This window comes from Virgibacillus sp. L01, from assembly GCF_052246775.1.
Taxonomy (GTDB): Bacteria; Bacillota; Bacilli; order Bacillales; family Amphibacillaceae; genus Lentibacillus.
In genome coordinates, this window is record NZ_JBQQCP010000004.1 from 158,891 (window position 1) to 184,280 (window position 25,390).

At 37.1% G+C, this 25,390-nt stretch carries 25 protein-coding genes; 22 read left to right on the forward strand and 3 right to left on the reverse strand.

The window, feature by feature from the left end; genetic code table 11:
* The first annotated feature begins 6 nt into the window (after positions 1–6).
* From ACTWQM_RS09575 to spo0A, 12 genes are all read left to right on the forward strand, one after another.
* Positions 7–393 carry an Asp23/Gls24 family envelope stress response protein gene (locus ACTWQM_RS09575; RefSeq protein WP_443257953.1) on the forward strand — a complete coding sequence of 129 codons (387 nt, stop codon included), beginning with the start codon at positions 7–9 and terminating at the stop codon, positions 391–393.
* A 453-nt stretch (positions 394–846) separates the two neighbouring features.
* A complete protein-coding gene (nusB, locus tag ACTWQM_RS09580) occupies positions 847–1,227 on the forward strand; it encodes a transcription antitermination factor NusB (protein WP_443257954.1) in 381 nt (126 codons plus the stop codon).
* Positions 1,228–1,241: 14 nt separating this feature from the next.
* Entirely contained in the window at positions 1,242–2,102 is an 861-nt protein-coding gene (folD, locus tag ACTWQM_RS09585) for a bifunctional methylenetetrahydrofolate dehydrogenase/methenyltetrahydrofolate cyclohydrolase FolD (protein WP_443257955.1), read from the forward strand.
* A complete protein-coding gene (gene xseA / locus ACTWQM_RS09590; RefSeq protein WP_443257956.1) occupies positions 2,092–3,441 on the forward strand; it encodes an exodeoxyribonuclease VII large subunit in 1,350 nt (449 codons plus the stop codon). Before folD ends, xseA begins: the two co-directional genes overlap by 11 nt.
* Complete coding sequence (locus ACTWQM_RS09595) at positions 3,434–3,667, forward strand: exodeoxyribonuclease VII small subunit (protein WP_443257957.1); 234 nt, start codon at positions 3,434–3,436, stop codon at positions 3,665–3,667. Before xseA ends, ACTWQM_RS09595 begins: the two co-directional genes overlap by 8 nt.
* Positions 3,668–3,669: 2 nt before the next feature.
* Positions 3,670–4,554, forward strand: coding sequence for a polyprenyl synthetase family protein (locus ACTWQM_RS09600; protein WP_443257958.1), 885 nt, complete (start codon positions 3,670–3,672; stop codon positions 4,552–4,554).
* Positions 4,555–5,236: 682 nt separating this feature from the next.
* Positions 5,237–5,836: a hypothetical protein gene (locus ACTWQM_RS09605; RefSeq protein ID WP_443257959.1), complete on the forward strand. Its 600-nt coding sequence runs from the start codon at positions 5,237–5,239 to the stop codon at positions 5,834–5,836.
* Between the two features lie 50 nt (positions 5,837–5,886).
* On the forward strand, positions 5,887–6,717 hold the full coding sequence (locus ACTWQM_RS09610) for a TlyA family RNA methyltransferase (protein ID WP_443257960.1): 831 nt from the start codon (positions 5,887–5,889) through the stop codon (positions 6,715–6,717).
* Positions 6,718–6,736: 19 nt separating this feature from the next.
* A complete protein-coding gene (gene ahrC / locus ACTWQM_RS09615) occupies positions 6,737–7,186 on the forward strand; it encodes a transcriptional regulator AhrC/ArgR (RefSeq protein ID WP_443257961.1) in 450 nt (149 codons plus the stop codon).
* Positions 7,187–7,202: 16 nt separating this feature from the next.
* On the forward strand, positions 7,203–8,924 hold the full coding sequence (recN, locus tag ACTWQM_RS09620; RefSeq protein WP_443257962.1) for a DNA repair protein RecN: 1,722 nt from the start codon (positions 7,203–7,205) through the stop codon (positions 8,922–8,924).
* Between the two features lie 267 nt (positions 8,925–9,191).
* The gene (gene spoIVB / locus ACTWQM_RS09625) at positions 9,192–10,475 is read left to right on the forward strand and encodes a SpoIVB peptidase (protein ID WP_443257963.1); all 1,284 of its coding nucleotides are present in this window, start codon (positions 9,192–9,194) and stop codon (positions 10,473–10,475) included.
* Between the two features lie 252 nt (positions 10,476–10,727).
* Complete coding sequence (gene spo0A / locus ACTWQM_RS09630) at positions 10,728–11,507, forward strand: sporulation transcription factor Spo0A (protein ID WP_443257964.1); 780 nt, start codon at positions 10,728–10,730, stop codon at positions 11,505–11,507.
* Positions 11,508–11,609: 102 nt separating this feature from the next.
* Here the strand turns inward: spo0A and ACTWQM_RS09635 are convergent, their stop codons facing one another.
* Together ACTWQM_RS09635 and ACTWQM_RS09640 are read right to left on the reverse strand one after the other, a co-directional pair.
* Positions 11,610–12,968: an aspartate kinase gene (locus tag ACTWQM_RS09635; RefSeq protein ID WP_443257965.1), complete on the reverse strand. Its 1,359-nt coding sequence runs from the start codon at positions 12,966–12,968 to the stop codon at positions 11,610–11,612.
* A gap of 48 nt (positions 12,969–13,016) precedes the next feature.
* Complete coding sequence (locus ACTWQM_RS09640) at positions 13,017–13,247, reverse strand: DUF2627 domain-containing protein (RefSeq protein ID WP_443257966.1); 231 nt, start codon at positions 13,245–13,247, stop codon at positions 13,017–13,019.
* Between the two features lie 138 nt (positions 13,248–13,385).
* On the opposite strand from ACTWQM_RS09640, the gene ACTWQM_RS09645 reads away from it, so the two are divergent.
* The 10 genes from ACTWQM_RS09645 to ACTWQM_RS09690 all read left to right on the forward strand — a co-directional run bounded on the left by ACTWQM_RS09645 (position 13,386) and on the right by ACTWQM_RS09690 (position 25,165).
* Positions 13,386–15,464, forward strand: coding sequence for a sigma 54-interacting transcriptional regulator (locus ACTWQM_RS09645; protein WP_443257967.1), 2,079 nt, complete (start codon positions 13,386–13,388; stop codon positions 15,462–15,464).
* 106 nt (positions 15,465–15,570) lie between these two features.
* A complete protein-coding gene (gene yqiS, locus ACTWQM_RS09650; RefSeq protein WP_443257968.1) occupies positions 15,571–16,473 on the forward strand; it encodes a phosphate butyryltransferase in 903 nt (300 codons plus the stop codon).
* A 13-nt stretch (positions 16,474–16,486) separates the two neighbouring features.
* Positions 16,487–17,581 (forward strand): Leu/Phe/Val dehydrogenase, encoded by a 1,095-nt coding sequence (locus ACTWQM_RS09655; protein ID WP_443257969.1) that lies wholly within the window; start codon positions 16,487–16,489, stop codon positions 17,579–17,581.
* 30 nt (positions 17,582–17,611) lie between these two features.
* Positions 17,612–18,697: a butyrate kinase gene (gene buk / locus ACTWQM_RS09660; protein WP_443257970.1), complete on the forward strand. Its 1,086-nt coding sequence runs from the start codon at positions 17,612–17,614 to the stop codon at positions 18,695–18,697.
* A 21-nt stretch (positions 18,698–18,718) separates the two neighbouring features.
* Entirely contained in the window at positions 18,719–20,140 is a 1,422-nt protein-coding gene (gene lpdA / locus ACTWQM_RS09665) for a dihydrolipoyl dehydrogenase (protein WP_443257971.1), read from the forward strand.
* 21 nt (positions 20,141–20,161) lie between these two features.
* Positions 20,162–21,154, forward strand: a complete 993-nt coding sequence (locus tag ACTWQM_RS09670; protein ID WP_443257972.1) for a thiamine pyrophosphate-dependent dehydrogenase E1 component subunit alpha — start codon at positions 20,162–20,164, stop codon at positions 21,152–21,154.
* A 15-nt stretch (positions 21,155–21,169) separates the two neighbouring features.
* Complete coding sequence (locus ACTWQM_RS09675) at positions 21,170–22,153, forward strand: alpha-ketoacid dehydrogenase subunit beta (protein WP_443257973.1); 984 nt, start codon at positions 21,170–21,172, stop codon at positions 22,151–22,153.
* Positions 22,154–22,212: 59 nt separating this feature from the next.
* The gene (locus ACTWQM_RS09680) at positions 22,213–23,487 is read left to right on the forward strand and encodes a dihydrolipoamide acetyltransferase family protein (RefSeq protein WP_443257974.1); all 1,275 of its coding nucleotides are present in this window, start codon (positions 22,213–22,215) and stop codon (positions 23,485–23,487) included.
* A gap of 89 nt (positions 23,488–23,576) precedes the next feature.
* A complete protein-coding gene (locus ACTWQM_RS09685) occupies positions 23,577–24,008 on the forward strand; it encodes a BrxA/BrxB family bacilliredoxin (RefSeq protein ID WP_443257975.1) in 432 nt (143 codons plus the stop codon).
* 170 nt (positions 24,009–24,178) lie between these two features.
* Positions 24,179–25,165 (forward strand): aromatic acid exporter family protein, encoded by a 987-nt coding sequence (locus tag ACTWQM_RS09690; protein WP_443257976.1) that lies wholly within the window; start codon positions 24,179–24,181, stop codon positions 25,163–25,165.
* Positions 25,166–25,185: 20 nt separating this feature from the next.
* On the opposite strand, the gene prli42 is transcribed toward ACTWQM_RS09690, so the two are convergent.
* Positions 25,186–25,317 carry a stressosome-associated protein Prli42 gene (prli42, locus tag ACTWQM_RS09695; RefSeq protein WP_443257977.1) on the reverse strand — a complete coding sequence of 44 codons (132 nt, stop codon included), beginning with the start codon at positions 25,315–25,317 and terminating at the stop codon, positions 25,186–25,188.
* Between the last annotated feature and the right edge of the window lie 73 nt (positions 25,318–25,390).

A 25,390-nucleotide genomic window follows, 5' to 3' on the forward strand; every position in this document is an offset into this window, starting at 1 on the left:
GAAAAGATGAGCGAACAGCCATTGTTAAACGTAAGTGACGATTCAAACTTAGGTAAAGTTGAAATTGCACCAGAGGTAATTGAAGTAATAACTGGTATAGCCTCTTCTGAAGTAGAAGGTATATCATCAATGCGGGGTAACTTTGCAACAGGTGTTGTAGAACGCTTTGGCAAAAAATCGCATGGTAAAGGTGTTAAAGTTGAACTTACCGAAAACGGAATACTTATCGACTTATTTGTTGTCTTAAACTTTGGGGTATCGATTCCAAAGGTTGCGCAGCAGCTACAGGATAATATCAGGCAAACATTAAAAAATATGACAGCACTTGAAATTGATGAAATCAATGTACATGTGGTTGGTATCCATATGGAAGGTGCAGAAGAAAGCGAATAATTTTAAGGTCAAAAGAAGGTATCTTCTTTTGACCTTAATTTGTTTCCGGTGAAGGATTTCGTCATATAGGTTTGAACCACTATAAAAGGAATTCTTAGAAAGAAGAATCCCTTTTTCGATGTATAGGAAATTATAAAATTTAAGTTCTGTGGATAATTGGACTTCCGAATCAGCGACGTCCAGCTCTGACGTGCGGGACGTGGCGTCACCTGCCAACGCCTAGCGCCTAGTGGACTTCCCTCACCATGTCTACGATTAAGAAATAAAGGATGTTCGACTAACACCGCCGCTTTGCGCGGCAACGCGATGCGCGGGCACAGTCCATACGGCGCTGAACAGGCGCTTGCGCCTTTGTTCATTTGCTAGGATTTTTATGATTGGTTTCATTCTAGCTTTGCCCACATAATCATGTTATTATTTGGGATAGATATGGAATAAAAGGAGCTATGAAAGATGAATCGACATTCAGCTAGAGAAAAGGCATTTCAAGTCCTTTTTCAATTAGGAATTAATGACAACAACCCTGATAAAGCAGTAGAAGAACACCTTGAAACAGCAGAAATAGATGCGTTTTTAATGAGTCTTGTTAAAGGTGTAACAGAAAATAAGGCGGCACTTGACGATGTTATTTCCATGAACCTGGAAAATTGGACAATCGATCGTATCGCTTCAGTTGAAAAAACAATCTTACGTATTGCTATTTTAGAAATTAACTATATAGATGATATACCAACAAATGTATCTATAAATGAAGCAGTTGAATTAGCGAATATGTACGGTGATGAAAAATCAGGAAAGTTTGTAAATGGTGTTTTGTCAAAAATTATCGCATGAGAGGGGAGATAGCTTTGTCTGCTGACATAATTAATGGAAAAGAGTTAGCACATAAACTAAAAGAGGAAATGAGTAAGGAAGTACTGCAGCTAAAGGAACAAGGGTTAATACCCCATTTAACTGTAATATTAATAGGAGATAATCCTGCTTCAAGGTCATACGTGAAAGGCAAGAAAAAAGCCTCTGGTGAAACCGGTATATCTTCTGACGTAATAGAAATGCCGGTATCTACTTCCGAGAATGAATTGCTGCAAAAAATCCATGAATTAAATAACGATCGATCCGTCCATGGCATTTTGGTACAACTTCCGCTTCCGGAACACATAGATGAAAAACATGTGATCGAGGCAATTAGTCCTGCTAAGGATGTTGATGGATTCCACCCAATTAACATTGGACGAATGATTACTGGTGAGGACACGCTTTTACCTTGTACCCCATATGGAATATTAACCATGTTAAAATCATACGATGTTACAATTGAAGGAAAACATGCTGTTGTTATTGGCAGAAGTAATATTGTTGGAAAACCAGTTGGCCAGTTGTTGTTAAATGAAAATGCTACTGTTACATATTGTCATTCGAAAACAACTAACTTAATAGATTTTACATCTAAAGCAGATATATTAATCGTCGCTGTTGGGAGACCTAATGCAATACGTGAAGAACATATTAAAGAAGGTGCTGCAGTTATAGATGTAGGAATTAATCGCCTGGATGATGGTTCACTAACTGGAGATGTTGATTTTGATGCTGTATCTGAAAAGGCTTCTTATATTTCACCCGTTCCTAGGGGTGTAGGACCAATGACTATAACTATGCTGTTGAAAAATACAATTAAAGCAGCTAAAGGATTATCTGAAAGTGAAGGATAATTACTTAACAGTTACGGCGTTAACTAAGTATATTAAGCGAAAATTTGACACCGATTCCCATTTGAAAGACATTTGGCTAAAAGGCGAAATTTCCAATTTTAAACATCATAGCCGGGGACATATGTATCTCACAATTAAGGATGATAATACTAGAATTCAATCAGTAATGTTTGCCGGCAATAACCGAATTTTAAAATTCACACCTGAAAATGGTATGAATGTGTTAATCAAAGGAGAAATCGGTGTTTTTGAACCCTATGGTCAATATCAGCTGTATATCAAGCAAATGGAACCGGATGGAATCGGATCCTTATATTTAGCATTTGAACAGCTTAAAGAAAAGTTGCATAAACAAGGTTTTTTTGATAAGAGTCATAAAAAAGAACTACCAAAATTTCCTCAAAGTATTGGTATTATCACTTCGCCTACCGGGGCAGCTGTTCGTGATATTGTTACAACTATAAAAAGAAGATATCCTATTGTCAAAACTACGGTAATCCCTGTACTTGTGCAAGGGCCAAATGCAGTACATTCAATTTCCAATGCTATAAACTCGGCTAATCAGCAAGGTGATTATGACGTTTTAATTGTTGGACGTGGCGGAGGTTCTATTGAAGATCTATGGAGTTTTAACGAGGAAAAGGTTGCAAATACAATTTTTCAATCATCGATTCCTGTCATATCCGCAGTAGGACATGAAACAGATATCACGATAAGTGATTATGTCGCTGATTTACGTGCTCCTACCCCTACTGGAGCAGCAGAAATTGCAGTACCATCCCAACTTGAATTGATTGATAGGATCAACGGAATTAAACGCTCATTAACAAGAATGATGAATGAAAATGTACTAAGTTCTAAGCAACATCTTAATCGTATGAAGCAATCTTATGCATTCCGATATCCCGAACATTTAATAACCCAAAAAGAACAAGAACTGGATAAACATGTGGAACGTCTTGAGAAAACGTTTAACTCAGAATGGAAAAGGAAAAAAGATGCACTTATTAATATAAACACACGATTCGAAGCACAGCATCCAGATCGGCAACTTGATAGGGCCCGAAAAGAACTTAAACTGTTCATAAAGCAAACTAGTTATTTGATGGATAAAATAGTAGAACAAAAAACAAACAGGCTAAATAGTGCTATTGATAAGTTATCGCTATTAAATCCACTTGAGACCATGAAACGTGGCTATTCCATACCATATACACAAACAGGAAATATAATTAGTTCTACAAATGATGTCATTAAGAACGATCAAATTGTTGTCAGGCTAGCCGATGGCACCCTTGAATGCCGTGTTATGGATATAAAGGAGGATAATAATGGATAAGGAAGATAATATTTCATTTGAAGAAGCAATGGTACAACTGGAAAAGATTGTTGGAAAATTAGAAGAGGGCGATGTTCCTTTGGAAAAAGCTATAACTTATTATCAGGAAGGTATGAAACTTTCTAAGGTATGCAGCGATAAATTAACAAATGTTCAAGAGAAAATGACACAAATTATGAATGAACAGGGTGAACTTGAACCGTTTGAGGTACAGGAGGAAGAGTAATTGTGCAGCAAAAATTAAATGACTTTATTAATGATAATAAATTAATGATACAGGAAGAAATGAAGACCCATATGCACAATTTGGACATCCCAAGCCGCTTAAAAAAATCCATGATTTATTCTATTGAAGCTGGCGGAAAACGACTTAGACCAATTTTATTACTGGCTGGTTTTAATGCATATGGAAGTAATGTTAATAAGGTATTATCCACAGCGATAGCCCTCGAAATGATTCATACGTACTCGTTAGTTCACGACGATTTACCAGCAATGGATGATGATGACCTTCGTCGTGGCCAGCCGACAAATCATAAAGTTTTTGATGATGCTACAGCTATCTTAGCAGGAGATGCTTTATTAACATACAGTTTTGAGCTAATAACCAATGATTCCTATTTAACAAACGATCAGAAAGTTTATATTGTTAAACTTCTTGCAGAAGCAAGTGGTCCTAAAGGTATGGTTGCAGGTCAAATACTTGATATGGAAGCAGAAAAGAAAGAGATTAATCTACAGGAACTGGAGACAATTCATACACTTAAAACAGGTGAATTACTCAGGTTTGCAATTAGATCTGGAGCATATATTGGGGAAGCCACGAACGAACAGGTTGAATACTTGGATGAATTTGCTTATTACTTAGGGTTAATATTTCAAGTACAGGATGATATTCTGGATGTTACTGGAGATCAGGAAAAAATCGGTAAACCTGTTGGCAGTGACGAAGCCAATCAAAAAAACACATACCCTAAGTTACTGGGATTAGATGGAGCTATCGAGAAAAAACAGCATTATGTAAAAATGGCGAAAAATGCATTGAAAAATGCGAATGCGGAGACATCATATTTAATGTTACTTACGGATTATTTTAGTAATCGTGATCACTAAGCACATATTAGAATTATCTCTAATAATATGATATAATAAAAATATATTAGGAATGGTGCAGTATTCTAGTCAGTCTTCCGTTTCTGAAGGCGGGCCTAAAAATCCGCCAAAGGGCACATCGATGAAGTTCCTTGTGTTGGCTTGAGGCGCCCAGCCTTGGGTCAGTGCTGGGAGTTAAGGTTTTCGGGCGATCCACAAAGGCATGTGGGCGTTGACCCGATTACCGCGGAGGCCCATATCTGTGGTGATAACTAAGCCTAGGGATCATTATGGAATGGGGTATGAACCTGTAGAATAGGGAAAGGGACACCTTATTTGCAGCGTAGCCTGCCTTGAGTGGTGGTGAGGGGATTAGAGTCGTAAGTAACAAGCGAAGTGGCCACTAGCTTGATTATTTTTATCTCTATGAAATCAATACTGCAAAAGAGGCTAGGGAATGGTTAAAGACTGCTGAGGAAATCTCCTAGACTGTTCCAAAGACATTTAAAAGGGAATATAGTGCGGACTAAGTGGTAATCCAGTCTAGCTTTGGGAAACTAAGCTAAGATGATATTAAAGGGGAACCGCCTGTTTGGTAACAATGGGTTGTCATCTGGGAAAACCTACTGGACCTAAAGCCGCAATTTTAACCTTTTAGGTGACCATTCCTTTTTTACATAACTAAATTAGTTAGAGGTTGAAAATGAAATCACAAATAAGAAAATCAGTTAAATTTAGTTTAATTATTGCCGTTATCACATTTGTGTTAGCGGCTATTTTTTCAATAGTCTCTTCCTCAATCCTGAGTGAAGTGGCATGGATTGTAGGATTAATCATCGTATTTATTATCGTCTTAATTGGTGTCGTTTTTGACATGTTAGGTATAGCATCAACTGCTGCAAGTGAAGCTCCATTTCATGCAATGGCTGCTGAAAAGGTAACAGGTGCTAAAGAATCAGTAATCATTATTCGGAATGCAGATAAGTTTGCCAGTTTTTGTAATGATGTGATTGGCGACATATCTGGAATTGTCAGTGGTACAGCATCTGCTATTGTTGTATTGCAAATTGCAGCTATTTTCGATAAGGGTGAAGGATCAACAATACAAATTGTATTATCAGTTTTAATTACAAGTTTTGTAGCAGCATTTACAGTGGGTGGAAAGGCAGTCGGTAAATATCTAGCAATAAACGCTTCGACAAAAATAATATCTTTTGCTGGAAAGGTTATTGCCTTTATAGAAAATAATTTTAAAATTCGTATACTGCCAAAAGAAAAAAAACAATTGGATAAACAAATTTAATCTCACATATTTTAAACATACAAATAATTTTGGAAGAGGAAACTTTTTAAATGAGTAAAAAACGCTTAGATATTATGTTAGTGGACAGAGAATTAATCGAAACAAGGGAAAAAGCAAAACGAGTAATAATGGCCGGGCTTGTTTTCTCTGAGCAGCACCGATTAGACAAACCTGGAATGAAAGTTGATGAAGATATCCCAATAACCGTTAAGGGCAAATTATTTCCATACGTGGGCCGCGGTGGGTTGAAGCTTGAAAAAGCATTAACTTATTTTGCAATTTCTCTTAAAGACAGAATTATGGTTGATGTGGGGTCTTCAACGGGTGGCTTTACGGATTGTGCATTGCAAAATGGTGCACAACTTAGTTATGCAATTGATGTAGGGTATAATCAACTTGATTGGAAATTAAGAAATGACGATCGTGTGGTTGTAATGGAAAGGACCAACTTTCGTTATGTTACCCCTAACATGATAAATTATGGCACACCGGACTTTGCAACAATAGATGTATCATTTATTTCTTTAACCATAATTCTACCCGTTCTAAGTCAGCTATTAAAAAGCGATAGTGATATAGTTGCATTAATCAAGCCACAATTTGAAGCTGGAAGAGATCAAGTCGGGAAAAAAGGGATTGTCCGTGATAAAAGCATACACCTAACTGTACTAAGAAAAATTGCAGACTTTGCTGAAAAAGAAGGTTACCAATTATTTAATCTTACATACTCCCCTATCACAGGTGGCGAAGGCAATATAGAATTCCTTGCTCACTGGGGATGGAAAAGTGATAAAGAAGGATTCAGACCAACAGATGTAGAATTAGGAACAATAGTAGACGATGCCCATCATGATTTAACAGTAGATAAGAAAAATTATTAGGAGTAGATGGAGGCTTTCCATGAGTAAAATCCAACGTCATATTAAAATTCGCGAACTAATAACGGATAGTGAAATAGAAACGCAGGACGATCTTGTTGATCGGTTGAAATCACTTGGCTACAATGTCACTCAAGCAACAGTGTCACGTGACATTAAAGAACTTCATCTTGTAAAAGTTCCATCAGTTAATGGTGACTACAAATATAGTCTTCCAGCAGACCAACGATTTAATCCATTAGATAAATTGAAGCGCTTAATTACAGACGCTTTTGTTAAAATTGAGCATGCAAGTCATTTTATTGTCTTAAGAACGTTACCTGGAAATGCTCACGCAATTGGTGTTTTAATTGATAATCTGGAATGGGAAGAGATTATGGGAACTATTTGTGGTGATGATACATGTTTAATTATTTGCAGGACTGAACAAGATTCAGATTCCATTAAGAATCGCTTTATAAGTATGCTTTAGTAATGGGGGGACATATGTGTTAACAGAACTGTCTATACAGGACTTCGCTATTATTGATAAACTTTCTATTACTTTTAATGACGGTTTAACTGTTTTAACTGGGGAAACAGGTGCAGGAAAATCAATTATAATTGATGCTGTACAATTACTTGCTGGTGGCCGAGGATCAGTTGAATTTGTTCGGCATGGGACAAGTAAGGCCGCGATTGAGGGTTTGTTTACACTCGACTCTAAAGATCACAAAATATATGCTACAGGCAATTATTATGGTATTGATATCCAAGATGGAATGGTTGTACTTCATAGAACCATTACAGCAAGTGGAAAGAGTATTTGTCGTGTAAACGGAAAATTAGTAACACTGGCAATACTAAAAGAATTTGGCAAGAATCTAATTGATGTACATAGTCAGCATGAAACACAATCACTTATGAACTCTGAAAATCATATTGATTTACTTGACTTATTTGATGAAAAGAAAATTACTAAATCGAAAAATGAGTACACGAAATTATATAATAAGCTTTTGTCGTTAAAAAAGCGTTATAAAGAGTTAAGCGAAAATGAACAGGAAATGACACATCGCTTGGATTTACTGCAATTCCAAATAAATGAACTAGAACAAGCTGCGTTAGTTCCAAATGAGGATGTTGAATTAAGTGAAGAACGTAATCAATTAGCAAACTTTGAGCGAATTTACACAGGGCTGCAGGATGCATATAATGCTCTTTATGGTGAACAAAAAGGCATTGATTGGTTAAATAAAGCAAACCAGGCACTTCAGGATAATCAGGATTACGATTCATTTATTGCTGAAAAAGCTGAGGAAATGTCAAATCATTACTTTTTGGTCGAAGAACTAATGTATGATTTACGCAACTATACTGATACATTACAATATGATCCAGATCGATTAAACGAAATTGAATCAAGGTTAAATGAGATTAATCGTTTAAAGAAAAAATATGGGACATCTGTAGATGAAATATTGGAGTATATGGGTAAAATAGAAGAAGAAATCGAACAGATAACTAATAAAGATTCGCATTTATCCAAATTAGCAGAGCAAATTAATGAAATAAGTCAAGATGCATACCTGGAAGCAAAACAATTACATGATTTGCGAAAAAAAGCATCGCATTCACTGAAAAAAGACATTCAAAAAGAATTAAAAGGTCTTTATTTAGAAAAGGCTTCTTTTTCAGTCGCATTTAATACGAAAGAAAATCCAGAGCAGGAAAACTTTAAAGAAGATGTTAAGTTACATAAAAATGGTTTTGATTACATTCATTTTCTAATTTCAACTAATCCCGGCGAACCACTAAAAGAATTAAATAAAACTGCTTCAGGTGGTGAATTATCCCGGATTATGCTCGCATTAAAAAAGATATTTGCACAGCATCAAGGTGTCACTAGCGTTATTTTTGATGAAGTTGATACAGGTGTAAGTGGCCGAGTTGCCCAAGCTATAGCTGAAAAAATTTACCAAATATCAAATCAGTCACAGGTGTTATGCATTAGTCATTTACCACAAGTTGCAGCAATGTCAGATACACATAAGCTTATTAAAAAAACGGAAAAAAATAAACGAACATTTACTGAGGTAGTAGAGCTGTCTGTGAATGAGAAGACAGATGAACTGGGAAGAATGATAACGGGAACAAAATTAACAGAAACTGCTAAAAAACACGCTACTGAATTACTTGAACTTGCTTCAGGCTATAAAAATAAAATTTAGTGGATAAACTAGAAACAAAAGCCAGATGCTATACTATCTGGCTTTTTATTATGGTTAAATAAAGGAATACTAAGAAAGCAAAAATATGCTCCTTAACGGAAAACAGTAAGTATGTAATATACACCTATTCCCCAATTTACTTAAAAGGAAATGTTACACATCTTTTCTTATTTTTCACCAGTTTAAAACATATGAAGTTAGGTCAAATTAGAAGTACAGAGATGAATTACTAATGGTATGGGTTAGGAAACGAGGAGAGTGAATTGGGTGAAGCACACAAATAATATTCGATTATGGGTAGGTGTCCTGCTGCTAATCACAGTTTTGGCAATACCATTTATAACACCATTTAAAGATTACCTTGCAATTCCTAATCAGGTTGTAACATTTGATAACCAATCTTCGTCTATAGATGTTCCAGTGCTCGGTAATAGTGTAAATGTAGGTTCCTCGGGTAATAGTAACCACACTGTTGATTCCTCCGAATTTTATGCAAAAGAACCCGGAAATAGTCAGCTTATTTACGAAGTCGCTGGACTTCCGATAAAAAAAGTAGATGTTTCGGTACTTGAGGATATTCGTGTAATTCCTGGTGGACAATCCATTGGTGTTCAATTGCATACATTGGGAGTACTTGTAGTTGGTCACCACCAAATTAAGGGTGAAAATGGCATGTTATCACCAGGAGAAGATGCAGATATCCAGGTAGGTGACGTGATTTTGAAAATAAATGGCAATAAGATTAAAAAAATGCAGGATGTAAAGCCATTTGTGGAAAAGGCAGGAAAACAAGATAAAAAACTTACACTAACAATTAAACGGGGAAAGGAAACCCTTGAGACTACTTTAGATCCTGTTAAGGATAGTAAGGAAAAAGAATATCGTATAGGGCTTTATATAAGGGACTCAGCAGCAGGAATTGGGACGATGACCTTTTATGACCCTAAGTCTAAAAAATATGGCGCACTTGGTCATGTAATTTCCGATATGGATACACAAAAGCCAATTGAAATTCATAACGGTACCATTGTCCAATCAAATGTCACTTCAATTGAAAAAGGAAATAATGGAACACCTGGTGAAAAACAGGCGAAATTTTCGGTGAAGGACAATAAAATTGGAAGCATAACCAAGAACAGTCCGTATGGCATCTTTGGTGAACTAGACAGTCCGATAAAAAATGGTAAATATGATAAACCAATGCCAATTGCACTTTCACATCAGGTTAAAGAAGGTCCAGCTAAAATCCTGACAGTCGTTGAAGGTGAAGAAGTTGAAGAGTTTGAGGTTGAAGTCGTAAGTAGTGTGCCACAAAATTTCCCGGCAACTAAAGGAATGATAATTCAAATCACTGACCCTGAATTATTAAAGAAAACTGGAGGTATTGTTCAGGGAATGAGTGGAAGTCCCATAATTCAAGATGGAAAAATAATTGGTGCAGTGACGCACGTTTTTGTTAATGATCCAACGAGTGGCTATGGAGTACATCTTGAGTGGATGCTTCAAGAAGCCGGAATAAATATTAAAGATAAGAAAGATAAAGCAAGCTAATAAAAGGCTTGTTATAGGGATTCAACCTATGACAAGCCTTTTTTTGTGGTATACTTGATATATATTTTTCGACAAAGTATAACTTTCATGTCAGATTTTATCGAATTATATCGATAATAAGAGGTAATGAGCGAAAATTAAAGTAAATTCAAAAAAAACCAAAGTTTTTTGATAAAAAAAAGGATATTTGGAACTTATGTCGAATATGTTACTTGGATGAAATCCGAAATACATAAAAGGAGGAAGTTTTTAGTGGAAAAAATTTCAGTTTGTTTAGTTGATGATAACAGAGAGCTTGTGCAGTTGATGGAAGAGTATTTTGAGGATCAGCAGGATATTGAAGTTATTGGAGTCGCACACAATGGGAGAGAATGTTTGGAAATGCTGGAAGAAATGGAGCCGGATGTGTTAGTTCTGGATATTATCATGCCCCATGTAGATGGCTTAGGAGTGTTAAATACTATTCGCGGCACTGAAAGAAAAAAGTATCCTAATGTTATTATGCTTACTGCATTTGGACAGGAGGAGGTCATGAAAAAAGCAGTTGATTTAGGGGCATCATATTTTATATTAAAACCGTTTGATTTAGATAATCTTTCTGACCAGATTCGGCAAGTACAAGGTAATGTTACCTTACAATCCAGTCCTAAGAAAGCAAATAATAAAGAGCGTAAGAAAAAGGATCTGGAAGCAAGTATAACAAATATTATTCATGAAATAGGTGTTCCTGCACATATTAAAGGTTATATGTATTTGAGGGAAGCAATTACAATGGTTTATAATGATATAGAACTTTTAGGATCCATTACAAAAGTTCTTTATCCAGATATTGCAAAGAAATTTAACACTACAGCTTCGCGTGTAGAGCGTGCTATCCGGCATGCAATTGAAGTAGCATGGAGTCGTGGTAATATTGATTCTATATCGGCCTTATTCGGTTATACCGTCAGTATTTCTAAAGCAAAGCCCACAAATTCAGAATTCATCGCAATGGTAGCTGATCGATTGCGATTGGAGCATAAGGCAAGTTAAAATAAAAAAACTGTATGTGAATTGAATTCACATACAGTTTTTATCTGTTAAAAAACGTTGACTTATCGCCAAGCCGAATTATGCAGCTAGATATTATTTAATTTATACGTTCTTACTGCCAAAAAAGGCATTGTATAAGGACCGTATTGCACGATCCAATCCTTCAGACTGAATACCAAACATAATTGACACTTCAGATGATCCCTGGTTGATCATTTCAATATTAACATGTGCATCCGTAAGTGCGGTTGTTGCTTTTTGTGCTATACCTAATGTACTTACAATACCCTCACCAACAATCATTATCATAGCGAGGTCACGATGAAACGTAATTCTGTCAGGGTGTAACTCATCCTTGATTTTGTTTACTATTATTTCCTCTTTAGCAGCTGATAGTTGACTATTCCGAATGATTACAGACATTTCATCAATTCCCGATGGAGCATGTTCGAAAGAGATATCTTCTCTCTCTAATATTTGTAAAAGTTTTCGTCCAAATCCAACTTCGCGGTTCATTAAATATTTACTTACATATAAACTTGAAAAACCTTTTGAACTTGCAATTCCAACGACACATTTACTGCTTCTGTTTTTTTCAGAAACGATCATTGTTCCTGGAGCATCCGGGTTATTTGTATTCTTTATACATACCGGTATTTTCTGTTGGAATGCAGGAATGAGTGCTTCATCATGAAATACAGAAAAACCAGCATATGATAATTCACGCATTTCCTTATATGTTAAAGTAGTAATCTCTTTAGGATTTGATACAATACCCGGGTTTACAGTGTAGACAGAATCGACATCTGTAAAGTTTTCATATAATTTCGCTTTGACACCAGCTGCAACAATTGATCCGGTAATGTCTGATCCACCTCTTGAAAAAGTCATCAGTTTTCCTTCAATTGTAAACCCGAAGAAGCCAGGTATAACTGCTATCTCATCGTACTGCCGTAGTTTGTAGAGCTCTGAAAAGCTTTCTGGTAATATCTGTGCATTACCAGGTTCATTGCTAACGATGATTCCTGCATCCTTTGGATTTAAATAACGTGCGTTTAATCCAATTATTTTTAGGTATTCGCTTACAAGTTTAGCACTGCTGTCTTCTCCTATGGATTTCAATGCATCCATCTTCATTTGATTTGATTCATTGTTATCAATAATTGCTTGAATATTATCTCTGATGTCATTCAGGATTGACGGGGAAATTCCGAGTTCCTCTACAATCTCTGAAAAACGATCCATTATAACAGTCAAATTATCCATATAAGGCCTATTTTGAAAGGCTATATTACCTAATTCAATAAGAAGATCTGTCATTTTCGTATCATCTTGGTTCCTTTTACCTGGAGCTGATACAATCACAAATTTTCTTTCAGGATCACTTTTAATAATCGCTCCAATTTTCTCAATTTGGTTTCCATTCGCTACAGAACTTCCTCCGAATTTTGCTACTTTCATTTCTTCTACCACTCCAATAAAATTTTTTATTTCTTTTTATAGTACAAATTACCTTTTCTTTTTCCTATTCTGTTGTCTTTTTCGATCACGGTGGACAATAAATCCACCAATGAAGGCAATCCCACCTGCAAATAATATAAAACCAGCTACAAACTGAATTCCAACATTGAAAAATAGTGGGTGAACATCGTCAAACAACGTGTCACGTATAAGCTTTATACCATATGCAGAAACAAGTCCTGGGATAAGCAATAATAAAACTGCAATAATACGAATCATGTTTCTTCCCCTTTATTAGTAAATCATCATTTTTTTAGTATAGCAAATATTACAAGAAATAGGAATAAATCAAAATTTGCTTAAAACTGCACAATAAAGTATTATTAAAGTTGCAAAATATTGCAAGGTGGGATACATATGAAACGAGTTCTTATTGTTGGTGCTGGTAAAGGTGGTAGTACTTTATTAGAAATCCTAAATAATACAGACCGTATGAAAGTTGTTGGTGTAGTTGATAGGAAAAGTACAGCACCAGGTATTCAAAAAGCACAAGAGTATGGTATTCCTTCCGATTATACTTGGGAAAAATGGATTAATAAAGATATCGATATCATTATTGAGGCAACAGGTGATGAGAAAGTTCTGGAAAATCTACTGGAGAAAAGAAACCGTAAGACTGTTGTTATACCTGGTACTGTAGCATACATAATATCCGAGTTATTCGAAGAGAAAGAATCGTTACTGGATCGATTAAGGATCCAGACGAATAATCAGGAGTTAATTCTGAATAACATTCGTGACGGTATGATAGTTATAAATAACCAGGAAATTGTTCAGTTCGTTAACAAAGGAGCTGAACGTATCGTCGGTATCTCGAAGGATAAATTTAAAGGTCAGGATATATCAAGTGTGATTGCTGATACAAGATTGCCTCATGTCCTACGCAGCAGAAGGAGAGAAGTGAATCAAAAGCTTGTATTAGAAAATGACAAAAAAGTCATTACCACAAGAATTCCGATTATAAATGCTGATGATCGACTTATTGGTGCTTTTGCTGTTTTTAAGGATATTACTGAAGTAATGAATTTAGCTGAAGAAAATACTGATCTTAAAGAAATAAAAACAATGTTGGAAGCTATTATACACTCCTCTGATGAGGCGATAACGGTTGTAGATGAAAATGGAACTGGTATTATGATTAACCCAGCATACACAAGGATCACCGGCTTAAAAGAAGCAGATATTGTGGGTAAGCCAGCAACTGCTGATATTTCTGAGGGAGAAAGTATGCATATGAAGGTTCTCAAGACACGACGTGGTGTACGGGGAGTTCGTATGAAAGTAGGGCCAGCTAAAAAAGATGTTTTAGTAAATGTTGCACCGGTTATTGTTGATGGCAAATTAAAGGGAAGTGTCGGAGTTCTGCATGACGTATCCGAAATCCAGTCGTTGACAAGCGAGCTTAAACGTGCACGACAGATTATTCGTAACCTGGAAGCCAAATATACGTTTGATGATATTATAGGGCCATCATCTGAAATGAAAATTGCACTTGAACAAGCAAAGGTAGGAGCAAAAACACCTGCCACAGTCCTGTTGCGCGGTGAATCTGGCACAGGTAAAGAATTATTTGCACATGCAATTCATAATGAGAGTGATCGAAAGCATAATAAATTTATTCGTGTTAACTGTGCAGCAATTGCCGAATCTATACTGGAAAGCGAACTATTTGGATATGAAGAAGGTGCATTCTCAGGTGCCAAACAAGGTGGTAAAAAAGGTTTGTTTGAAGAAGCTAATTACGGCAGTGTATTTCTTGATGAAATTGGTGAACTATCTCTCCATATGCAGGCGAAATTGCTTCGGGTTTTACAAGAGCAGGAAATTGTTCGGGTAGGAGGAACAGATCCTATTACAATTGATGTTCGCATTATTACTGCAACAAACGTCAACCTCGAAAAAGCGATTATGAATAAAACATTCCGGGAAGATCTGTATTATCGTTTGAATCGCTTACCAATCTACATTCCATCATTGAAAGAGCGAATAAATGACTTACCAAGTCTAGTTGAACATCTAATTCGTAAAATTAACCAGGATTATGGAAGGAATGTTAAAACAATTAACCACGATGCAAGTGAGTATTTAAAAAATTATCATTGGCCTGGTAATGTACGTGAATTGGAGAATATGATTGGACGAGCAATGATCTATATGGATATGAATGAAGAGGTAATTAAAAAAGAACATATACCCAACTTATTGTCAGCTCCTAACTCTTCTAAAGAAGAGAAAGTAAAAGATAATGGAACGGAACTTAGAACATTGCAGGATGCTGTTGACCATTATGAAAAAGACTTTATCCGAAACGTATTTAAAGAAAATAATTATAACAAAACACAAACCGCAAAAGAATTAAATATTTCAATACGTAACCTGTACTATAAACTTGAAAAGTATAAAATTGAAAAAGATGACATGCAAAATTTTTCATAAGCGCAATGAATTGCATGGATTAATCCGCCTGAATAAAGCGCTTTCAGTGATTAAGGTGTTGGCACGGAATTTGCATATATATTTATAGGGAGGTTGGAAGGACCTGATGGAAACATTAACAGAGCTTAAGCAACAGGCTCAACGTCAAAAAGATCACGTAGTCTCAGTAGCTAACGCAGCAGATGAAGAGGTGTTGCTTGCAGTTAAAAAGGCTATAGAACAATCATTATGCTCTTTTTTACTAGTAGGCAGTAAAATAGAGATAGAGAAATTGGCACGAACGGTCGAATTGGATTTGACAAAAGAACAAATAACAATCATTCATGTCGACAGCAACCCTTCACGAGCCGCTGTTAAAGCAGTTCATGATAGAAAAGCTGATATCCTGATGAAGGGGAATGTTTCCACAAAAGATTTGCTGAAAGCAGTTTTGGATAAAGAATGTGGGTTACGTACTGGTGGCGTGTTATCACATGTTGCACTGTTTGAAATTCCGAATCAGGAGCGACTAGTTTTTTTAACAGATGCTGCAATGAACTTAACACCTACATTGCAGGAGAAAGAACAAATTATAAACAATGCCGTTCAGATTGCTAGGGGAGTTAATATATCTAACCCGAATGTAGCGGTTCTTGCTGCGGTTGAAGTTGTTAACCCAGCAATGCAAGCGACGATAGATGCTGCTTTGTTAACTCAGATGCAAAAACGTAATCAGATTAAGGGGTGTACAGTTGATGGACCTTTAGCATTTGATAACGCTGTATCTCGTAAATCTGCCAATCACAAAGATATTTACTCTGACGTAGCAGGGAATGCAGATATTCTGTTGGTGCCTACGATTGAAGTAGGTAATGCACTATATAAATCATTTATGTATTTTGCCGAGGCTAGGGTTGCTGCTGTCATTAGTGGAGCAAAAGCACCAATTGTATTAACATCTCGAACCGACTCGAGTGATAGTAAATTAAATTCTTTATCTTTAGCACTCGTATCTTCAAAAACATTCTAGGAGGAACATTATAATGGAAATTTTTACTTATATGGAAAGTTATGATTATGAACAACTGGTTTTTTGTCAGGATAAAAATTCTGGATTAAAAGCAATTATCGCCATTCACGATACTACACTTGGACCTGCTCTTGGTGGAACAAGGATGTGGACATACGATTCTGAAGCTGATGCTATTGAGGACGCACTGCGTTTAGCAAAAGGTATGACATACAAAAATGCAGCAGCTGGTCTTAATCTTGGTGGTGGAAAGACAGTAATAATTGGTGATCCCAAAAAAGATAAAAATCCAGAGTTATTCAGGGCCTTTGGCAGATATATTCAAAGTCTGAATGGACGTTATATTACTGCTGAAGATGTGGGGACTACGGTCCACGATATGGATTTAATTCATATGGAGACAGATTTTGTTACTGGGATATCACCAGAGTTCGGATCGTCCGGTAACCCTTCACCAGTAACGGCTTACGGCGTTTATAAGGGAATAAAAGCAGCCGCAATGGAAGCGTATGGTAACGATTCTCTTGAGGGTAAAACAGTGGCGGTTCAAGGTGTAGGTAATGTAGCTTACACAATGTGTGAGTACTTGCATGAAGAGGGTGCAAAATTAATTGTTACAGATATAAATAAAGAAGCAGTTCAGCGTGCTGTAGATGCATTTGGTGCTGAAGCTGTCGGGCCAAACGACATCTATGCTGTAGATTGCGACATTTATGCTCCATGTGCTTTGGGAGCAACAATAAATGATGAAACAATACCGCAATTAAAAGCTAAAGTCATTGCTGGATCTGCCAACAACCAGCTTAAATCAACAGAACATGGTGATATCTTACATGAAAAAGGAATTGTTTATGCACCAGACTATGTTATTAACTCTGGTGGGGTAATTAATGTTGCGGATGAACTTAATGGCTACAATCAGCACAGAGCAATGAAAAAAGTTGAAACGATATACGACAGTTTAACTCGTGTATTTGAAATCTCCAGACGCGATAATGTACCAACATATGTTGCAGCAGACCGTATGGCTGAGGAACGAATTAAATCAGTTAGTGCATCACGAAGCCAATTTCTATTAAACGGTCATCATACTCTAAGCAGACGGTAAATATCGTCTCAGGTTGTGGAGGTAGTCGAATTGTTAAATCAACTCTTTAGAATATTAGTCATCAACCCAGGGTCAACATCAACGAAGATTGGTGTGTTTGATAATGAAAATTGTATTTTTGAAAAAACACTTCGTCACGAAGTTGAGAGTATATCAGATTTCAGTCGTGTAATAGAACAATATGATTTTCGCAGAAGAGTAATACTCGACCAATTAGATTATGAAGGGATAAACATCTCGAAATTGAGTGCTGTTTGCGGCCGAGGGGGTCTTTTACGTCCAATTGAAGGCGGAACTTATGGTGTTAACGAGGCAATGCTGGAAGATTTAAAATTGGGCTTTAACGGCGAACATGCATCGAACTTAGGTGGGATTATTGCTTACGAAATTGCTGCAGGTCTGAATATTCCTTCATATATCGTAGACCCAGTTGTGGTAGATGAATTCAGTGAAATTGCACGGTTTTCAGGTGTTCCTGAAATTCCCAGAAAAAGTATTTTTCATGCATTAAACCAAAAAGCTGTAGCCAGAAGAGCTGCTAAAGATATCGGGAAACCTTACACAGATATTAACCTTATTGTAACGCATATGGGTGGTGGTATTACAATAGGGGCTCACCAGAATGGTAAGGTGATTGATGTGAATAATGGGCTTCATGGAGACGGACCTTTCTCTCCTGAACGTGCAGGCACGGTACCAGCAGGCGATTTAGTTTCATTATGTTTCTCAGGGCAATACTATCGTGATGAAGTAATGAAAAAACTAGTAGGCCGTGGTGGGCTGATGGCATATTTACAGACAAATGATGCTGTTGAGGTGGAAAACCGCATTGAAGCCGGCGATGAATATGCAGCTTCCATCTATGATGCAATGGCATATCAGATTGCTAAAGAGATTGGATCTATGAGTACTGTGTTGCAGGGGAATGTTGATGCGATCGTGTTAACTGGCGGACTGGCTTATGGAAAGCATTTTGTCGATATGATTTCAGAACGGGTAAAATGGATTGCTGATACAATTACTTATCCAGGCGAAAATGAATTACAAGCACTTAATGAAGGTACATTACGTGTGCTTAGAAGAGAAGAGTCAGTCAAAACTTATCAAGTAAATTAGAGATAAAGGAGTGTGTAACAAATGGCAAAAGATTATGATCTTGTCATCCTCGGAGGAGGAACAGGCGGATATGTTGCAGCAATACGAGCATCACAACTTGGTATGCAGGTTGCTGTTGTGGAAAAAGGAGATCTTGGTGGAACATGTTTACACCGTGGATGTATCCCGTCTAAAGCATTGTTACGAAGTGCCGAAGTTTTTAAACAGACAAAAGAAGCAAGCGAATACGGTGTCGACACAAAAGATACGACACTAAACTTTGTGAAAGTACAGGAACGAAAAGATAGCATTGTAAAAAATCTGCATCAAGGCGTACAAGGACTTATGAAAAAAGGAAAGATTGATGTATATGAAGGGTTTGGTCGTATATTAGGTCCTAGTATTTTCTCGCCAATGCCTGGGACTATCTCGATTGAGTATGAGAATGGCGACGAGAATACGATGATTGTGCCCAAAAATGTAATGATTGCAACGGGGTCTAAGCCTAAGTCACTTCCAGGATTAGATATTGATGGCGATTTGGTTATGACTTCTGATGAAGCCTTACATATGGAAGAATTACCGGCGTCTATTATTATAGTTGGTGGTGGTGTAATTGGTATTGAATGGGCCTCCATGTTAGCGGACTTTGGGGTCGAGGTCACTGTAGTTGAATATCTCGACCAAATTTTGCCAAGTGAGGATGAGGCAATTGCAAAAGAAGTGGAAAAGCTGCTTAAGAGTAAAGGAATTACATTTGTTAAAAATGCAAAAGTGTTACCTGACACACTCCAAAAAGAAAATGGCATAACCGTAGATGCTGAAATTAATGACAAAAATGAAACGTTTAAAGCTGATAAGATGCTCGTTTCTGTTGGTCGTGAAGCAAATACGACGAATATTGGCTTGGAGAATACGGATATTGTTGTTGAAAAGGGAGTCATTCAAACAAATAAACATTACCAAACGAAAGAATCACATATTTATGCTATTGGTGATGTAATTGGTGGTATGCAATTAGCGCATGTTGCATCACATGAAGGAATTGTTGCTGTCGAACATATGGCAAATGAGAATCCACTGCCATTGAATTATGACAATGTGCCAACATGTATTTATTCCAATCCTGAGGTTGCAAGTGTTGGATTAACCGAGAAACAAGCAAAAGAAAAAGGCCTGGAAATAAAAGTCGGTAAGTTTCCTTTTAAAGCAATTGGGAAAGCATTGGTCCATGGTGAATCAGATGGATTTGTAAAAGTAATTACGGATAAAAGTAACGAGGACCTAATTGGTGTCCACATGATTGGTCCACATGTAACCGATATGATATCAGAAGCAGGACTGGCAAAAGTACTTGATGCAGCATCATGGGAAGTTGCTGATACGATTCATCCGCATCCAACATTATCTGAAGTAATGGGTGAAGCGGCACTAGCAGTTGATGGAAAGCAAATTCACGGATAATCCGAAAAGGAGGGATTTTATATGGCTGAAAATCGCCATGAATCATTGGGCTTAACCAATGCCCAAGTTATTGACATGTATAAAACGATGCTCTTGGCTCGAAAAATTGATGAGCGTATGTGGTTATTAAATCGCGCAGGGAAAATTCCTTTTGTGATTTCCTGTCAAGGTCAGGAAGCTGCACAAGTAGGAGCTTCCTTTGCGCTAAATCGGGAAGTAGATTATGTAGCACCATATTACCGTGACATGGGAGTAGTTCTCGCTTTTGGAATGACTGCTAAAGAACTAATGCTCTCTGGCTTTGCTAAAGCGGAAGATCCAAATTCCGGCGGACGTCAAATGCCTGGGCATTTTGGACAAAAGAAAAACAGGATCCTGTCAGGGTCATCACCTGTAACGACCCAGCTTCCACACGCGGTAGGAGTAGCCCTCGCAGCAAAAATGGAAAAGAAAGATATCGCGTCATTAGTTACACTAGGTGAAGGTTCATCAAACCAAGGAGACTTTCATGAAGGTTTAAATTTTGCTGGTGTTCATAAATTACCAGTTATCACGATGGTAGAAAATAACAAATATGCTATTTCGGTTCCTATGGAAAGACAAATTGCGAGTGAAAAGGTTTCTGACCGTGCTCAAGGGTATGGAATGCCTGGCTTAACAGTTGATGGTAATGATCCTCTTGCTGTGTATGAAGCTGTCCATGAAGCAAGAGAACGTGCTACTAAAGGCGAGGGGCCAACATTAATAGAAGCAGTATCATACCGTTTGACTGCACATTCAAGTGATGATGATGATAGTCAGTACCGCGAGAGTGAAGAAGTAGAAGAAGCCAAGAAAAAAGACTCAATTTTTACATTTGCAGCTTATTTAAAAGAGGCAGGTATTCTTACAGAAGAATTGGAAAAAGAAATTAATGAAGAACTCGTTGAAATAGTAAATGAAGCGACAGACTATGCGGAAGATGCAGCCTATGCTGAAGCTGAATCAGCATTAAACTATGTATATGAAGAGTAGGGAGGGAAAATTAAAATGCCAGTAATGTCATATATTCAAGCAGTAACAGCTGCACTAACTGAAGAAATGAGACGAGATGAAAAAGTTTTTATTTTAGGGGAAGATGTGGGTAAGAAAGGTGGCGTATTTGGCGCAACCAAGGGATTATATGATGAATTTGGTGATTACCGTGTACTGGATACACCATTAGCAGAATCTGCAATTGCAGGTGTAGGCATCGGTGCTTCGATGTATGGAATGCGTCCGGTTGCTGAGATGCAATTTGCTGATTTTATTATGCCTGCAGTAAATCAAATTATTTCAGAGGCAGCAAAAATGCGTTACCGTTCAAATAATGATTGGAACGTACCGATGACAATTCGTGCTCCTTACGGTGGTGGCGTTCATGGTGCACTATATCATTCACAATCAGTAGAAGCTGTGTTTGCTAATCAGCCAGGCTTAAAAATTGTCATGCCATCAACTCCGTATGATGTAAAAGGTTTATTAAAAGCTGCAATTCGAGACAATGATCCTGTCTTGTTTTTTGAACATAAACGTGCGTACCGTTTACTTAAAGGGGAAGTTCCAGAAGACGATTATGTACTGCCAATCGGTAAAGCTGACGTAAAAAGAGAAGGTGCTGATGTTACAGTTATCACCTATGGCCTATCTGTACATTTTGCTCTTCAAGCTGCAGAAAAGCTGGAAGAAGAAGGCATTGACGCACATATTCTTGATCTCAGAACTGTCTATCCACTAGATAAAGATGCAATTATTGAAGCGGCTACAAAAACCGGAAAAGTACTGCTTGTCACAGAAGATAATAAAGAAGGAAGTATTATAGGTGAAGTAGCGGCTATTATCGCGGAGAATTGTCTGTTTGACCTGGATGCACCTGTACAGCGTTTGGCTGGACCGGATGTACCATCAATGCCGTACGCACCAACAATGGAGAAGTACTTTATGATTAACCCGGATAAAGTTGAAAAAGCAATACGTGAACTAGCAGAATTTTAGAAGCAAAAGTGAAACGCTTATCATTATTATATTTAAATGGATTAAAGGAGGGACCTATTATGGCTTCTGAAAAAATCAATATGCCGCAGCTAGGCGAAAGTGTAACAGAAGGAACAATAAGTTCATGGCTTGTCGGTGTCGGCGATAAGGTGAACAAATATGATCCTATTGCTGAAGTTATGACAGATAAAGTAAATGCTGAAGTTCCATCATCTTTTACAGGTACGATTAAAGAACTCGTAGCACAAGAGGGAGATACCATTGAGGTAGGCGAATTAATGTGTTATATCGATACAGAAGGCGGTTCATCTTCTGATAAAGGTTCAGAATCTAAGTCAAGCAGTGAAAAACAAGAAACGGTGAAAGAAGAAGAACCATCTGAAGATCAGTCAATGAAAAAGCGGTACTCACCAGCTGTGTTACGAATGGCGCAGGATAATGACATTGATCTAAGCCAAGTTAATGGATCTGGCCGGGGCGGCAGAATTACGAGAAAAGATATTGAGAAGGTCATTGCTTCAGGAGAAGTTCCGAAAGCAGATGAATCAAAAACTGATTCAAAAGCTGCACCAGTACAAAAGTCTGAGCCAAGTCAGGAAAAGCCAGCATCAGCACCACAGCCAACAACACAAACCGGTGACATTGAAATTCCTGTTACTGGTGTTCGGAAGGCAATTGCACAGAACATGGTACGATCCACACAGGAAATTCCGCATGCATGGATGACTGTTGAAGCAGATGTTACTGAACTCGTTAAATATAGAGCTGAAATTAAAGATGAGTTCAAGCAAAAAGAGGGCTACAGCCTAACATTCTTTGCATTTTTCGTAAAAGCAGTTGCTCAAGCTCTAAAAGAATATCCTCAGCTTAATAGTACATGGGCTGAAGACAAGATCATCCAACGTAAGGATATTAATTTATCAATTGCTGTGGCGAAGGATCAGGAACTTTTTGTACCTGTTATAAAAAATGCAGATGAGAAGAGTATTAAAGGTATTGCAAAGGACATCTATGAGCTTGCGATGAAAGCACGTTCGGGTAAACTAACATCAGATGATATGAAAGGCGGAACATTCACCGTTAACAATACTGGGTCATTTGGATCGATTCATTCCATGGGTGTTATTAATCATCCACAGGCAGCTATTTTACAAATTGAATCAATCGTTAAACGACCTGTCATTATAAATGATATGTTCGCTGCCCGTGATATGGTGAACTTGTCATTATCTCTTGACCATCGAATATTAGATGGGCTTGTTTGTGGGCAATTCTTAGCCAGAGTAAAAGAAATATTGGAAAATACCAATAAAGAAACAACGAAAATTTATTAGCAAGTAATATGAATTGAAATCGGACAATAAAATTGATAAGCTGATTATAGTTAAACTATAATTACTCTTTAAAGGGGATGGATGTTCATATGGATTTTAACTTATTCATGAACGACGTTGTAGATGCAGCGCGTAAAGACATAAAAGAAGCAGGTTACGAGGAGTTACATACTCCGGAATCGGTTGATGAAGTAATGAAACGTCAGGGGTCCACATTAGTTATGGTCAATTCAACTTGTGGATGTGCTGGAGGTGTAGCTCGTCCTGCAGCAGCAAACGCGATACATTATGATAAGCGACCTGAACATTTAGTTACTGTTTTCGCTGGACAAGATCGTGAAGCTACTGAAAAAGCCAGAGAATATTTTGAGGGGTATCCACCTTCATCACCATCATTTGCATTATTGAAAGATGGCAAAATAGTTACGATGCTTGAACGACACGATATAGAAGGTTTTAGTGCAGTAGATGTAATAGGCAAGCTTCAACATGTTTTTGATGAGCATTGTGAGGAAATATAGAATAAAACTAGTTTAACTAGTTATAATGAGGCTGTCTCAAGGTTTAAAGGGTCAGCCTCATTTTATTAGCAGATAGTTTAGTACATACGTGCGGCTAAGGCTAGGCGATAAGCTACGTTTTCTAAACCAATTTAATAATAGTGCTCATTGGCAGCAGGGGAGATTTTAACGTGAAAATTGGCTCTCGAACAATAAAGACAGCAATTGGTACGCCTATTGCTATTTCGATTGCCCAATTATTGGGTCTAACAAATTTCGTTTCAGCTGGTATATTAACCATATTATGTATCCAGCCATCCAGGAAAAGATCTGTATTAAGTGCGTGGCACCGATTTTTAGCATGTGTGACAGCTAGTATTTTTTCTATTATATTTTTTGAATTAATGGGGTATAACCCAATTGTTGTTGGTGTGATGCTTGCCTGCTTTATACCAGTAACTGTTTTACTTAAGGTAACACCAGGAATAGCAACTAGTTCAGTTATTATTTTGAATTTATATAGTTCGGAAGGAATATCATTATCATTTTTAACAGATCAATTCCTATTGATAATTGTCGGAATAGGCACAGGCTTACTTGTGAATTTATATATGCCTAGTCTGGAGAAAAACCTCAACCAGAAACAAGAAGAACTAGAAAATAAGTTTCAAGCTATTTTGTTTGAAATTGCTTTATACATAAGGGATCGAAATGATAAGTGGGATGGGGAAGAGCTTACAACTTGTGAGAATTTATTACAGGAAGCTGAGACTTTGGTATCCTTAGATAAGGAAAATCATCTATTACGCAGTAAGCATCCATATCACGATTATTTCACCATGCGCAGGAAGCAGTTTGATTTGCTTCAAAAAATGCTTCCGTTGGTTAGCAGACTCCCTAATACAGACTCTATCTCAATACAAATAGCAGACTTTTTTGAGAAACTATCTAACGCTGTTCACCCAGGTAATACTGCTATCTTATATTTAGAGGAACTTAAGAGATTACGTGAGACTTTTAATGCAGAAGATCTTCCTGAGACCAGGGAAGAATTTGAGACACGAGCAAATCTTTTTCGCCTTCTTCATGAAATAGAAGATTATTTAATACTTAAGAAAAAATTTAAAGCAAGTGATGTTTCGGAAAAAAGGAAAATAAAAAAGACTGGAACTAATTAGTCCAGTCTTGTAATATTTTATTATAAGAACATTACTAGTCCAGTTGTTAGTGAAGATAAAACCATTGCAATAATCATGATATAAATTACAATTTTCATTTTACGTTCACGCTTTGATCTTTTTCTTGTTGCTTGTGTTTGATTTTTAGCCAATCTTAATCCTCCTTCAATTCCATTTCCTAATTGTATTTTATCGTTATTTGTGGATTTGGACAAGTGCAATACT

Bases quoted from the DNA above. Each gene is read 5' to 3' on its own strand.
- ACTWQM_RS09575 (WP_443257953.1), top strand. From the start codon at position 7: ATGAGCGAACAGCCATTGTTAAACGTAAGTGACGATTCAAACTTAGGT.
- nusB (WP_443257954.1), top strand. From the start codon at position 847: ATGAATCGACATTCAGCTAGAGAAAAGGCATTTCAAGTCCTTTTTCAA.
- ACTWQM_RS09595 (WP_443257957.1), top strand. From the start codon at position 3,434: ATGGATAAGGAAGATAATATTTCATTTGAAGAAGCAATGGTACAACTG.
- ACTWQM_RS09605 (WP_443257959.1), top strand. From the start codon at position 5,237: ATGAAATCACAAATAAGAAAATCAGTTAAATTTAGTTTAATTATTGCC.
- ACTWQM_RS09610 (WP_443257960.1), top strand. From the start codon at position 5,887: ATGAGTAAAAAACGCTTAGATATTATGTTAGTGGACAGAGAATTAATC.
- ahrC (WP_443257961.1), top strand. From the start codon at position 6,737: ATGAGTAAAATCCAACGTCATATTAAAATTCGCGAACTAATAACGGAT.
- ACTWQM_RS09635 (WP_443257965.1), bottom strand. From the start codon at position 12,968: ATGAAAGTAGCAAAATTCGGAGGAAGTTCTGTAGCGAATGGAAACCAA.
- ACTWQM_RS09640 (WP_443257966.1), bottom strand. From the start codon at position 13,247: ATGATTCGTATTATTGCAGTTTTATTATTGCTTATCCCAGGACTTGTT.
- ACTWQM_RS09645 (WP_443257967.1), top strand. From the start codon at position 13,386: ATGAAACGAGTTCTTATTGTTGGTGCTGGTAAAGGTGGTAGTACTTTA.
- yqiS (WP_443257968.1), top strand. From the start codon at position 15,571: ATGGAAACATTAACAGAGCTTAAGCAACAGGCTCAACGTCAAAAAGAT.
- ACTWQM_RS09655 (WP_443257969.1), top strand. From the start codon at position 16,487: ATGGAAATTTTTACTTATATGGAAAGTTATGATTATGAACAACTGGTT.
- lpdA (WP_443257971.1), top strand. From the start codon at position 18,719: ATGGCAAAAGATTATGATCTTGTCATCCTCGGAGGAGGAACAGGCGGA.
- ACTWQM_RS09670 (WP_443257972.1), top strand. From the start codon at position 20,162: ATGGCTGAAAATCGCCATGAATCATTGGGCTTAACCAATGCCCAAGTT.
- ACTWQM_RS09675 (WP_443257973.1), top strand. From the start codon at position 21,170: ATGCCAGTAATGTCATATATTCAAGCAGTAACAGCTGCACTAACTGAA.
- ACTWQM_RS09680 (WP_443257974.1), top strand. From the start codon at position 22,213: ATGGCTTCTGAAAAAATCAATATGCCGCAGCTAGGCGAAAGTGTAACA.
- ACTWQM_RS09685 (WP_443257975.1), top strand. From the start codon at position 23,577: ATGGATTTTAACTTATTCATGAACGACGTTGTAGATGCAGCGCGTAAA.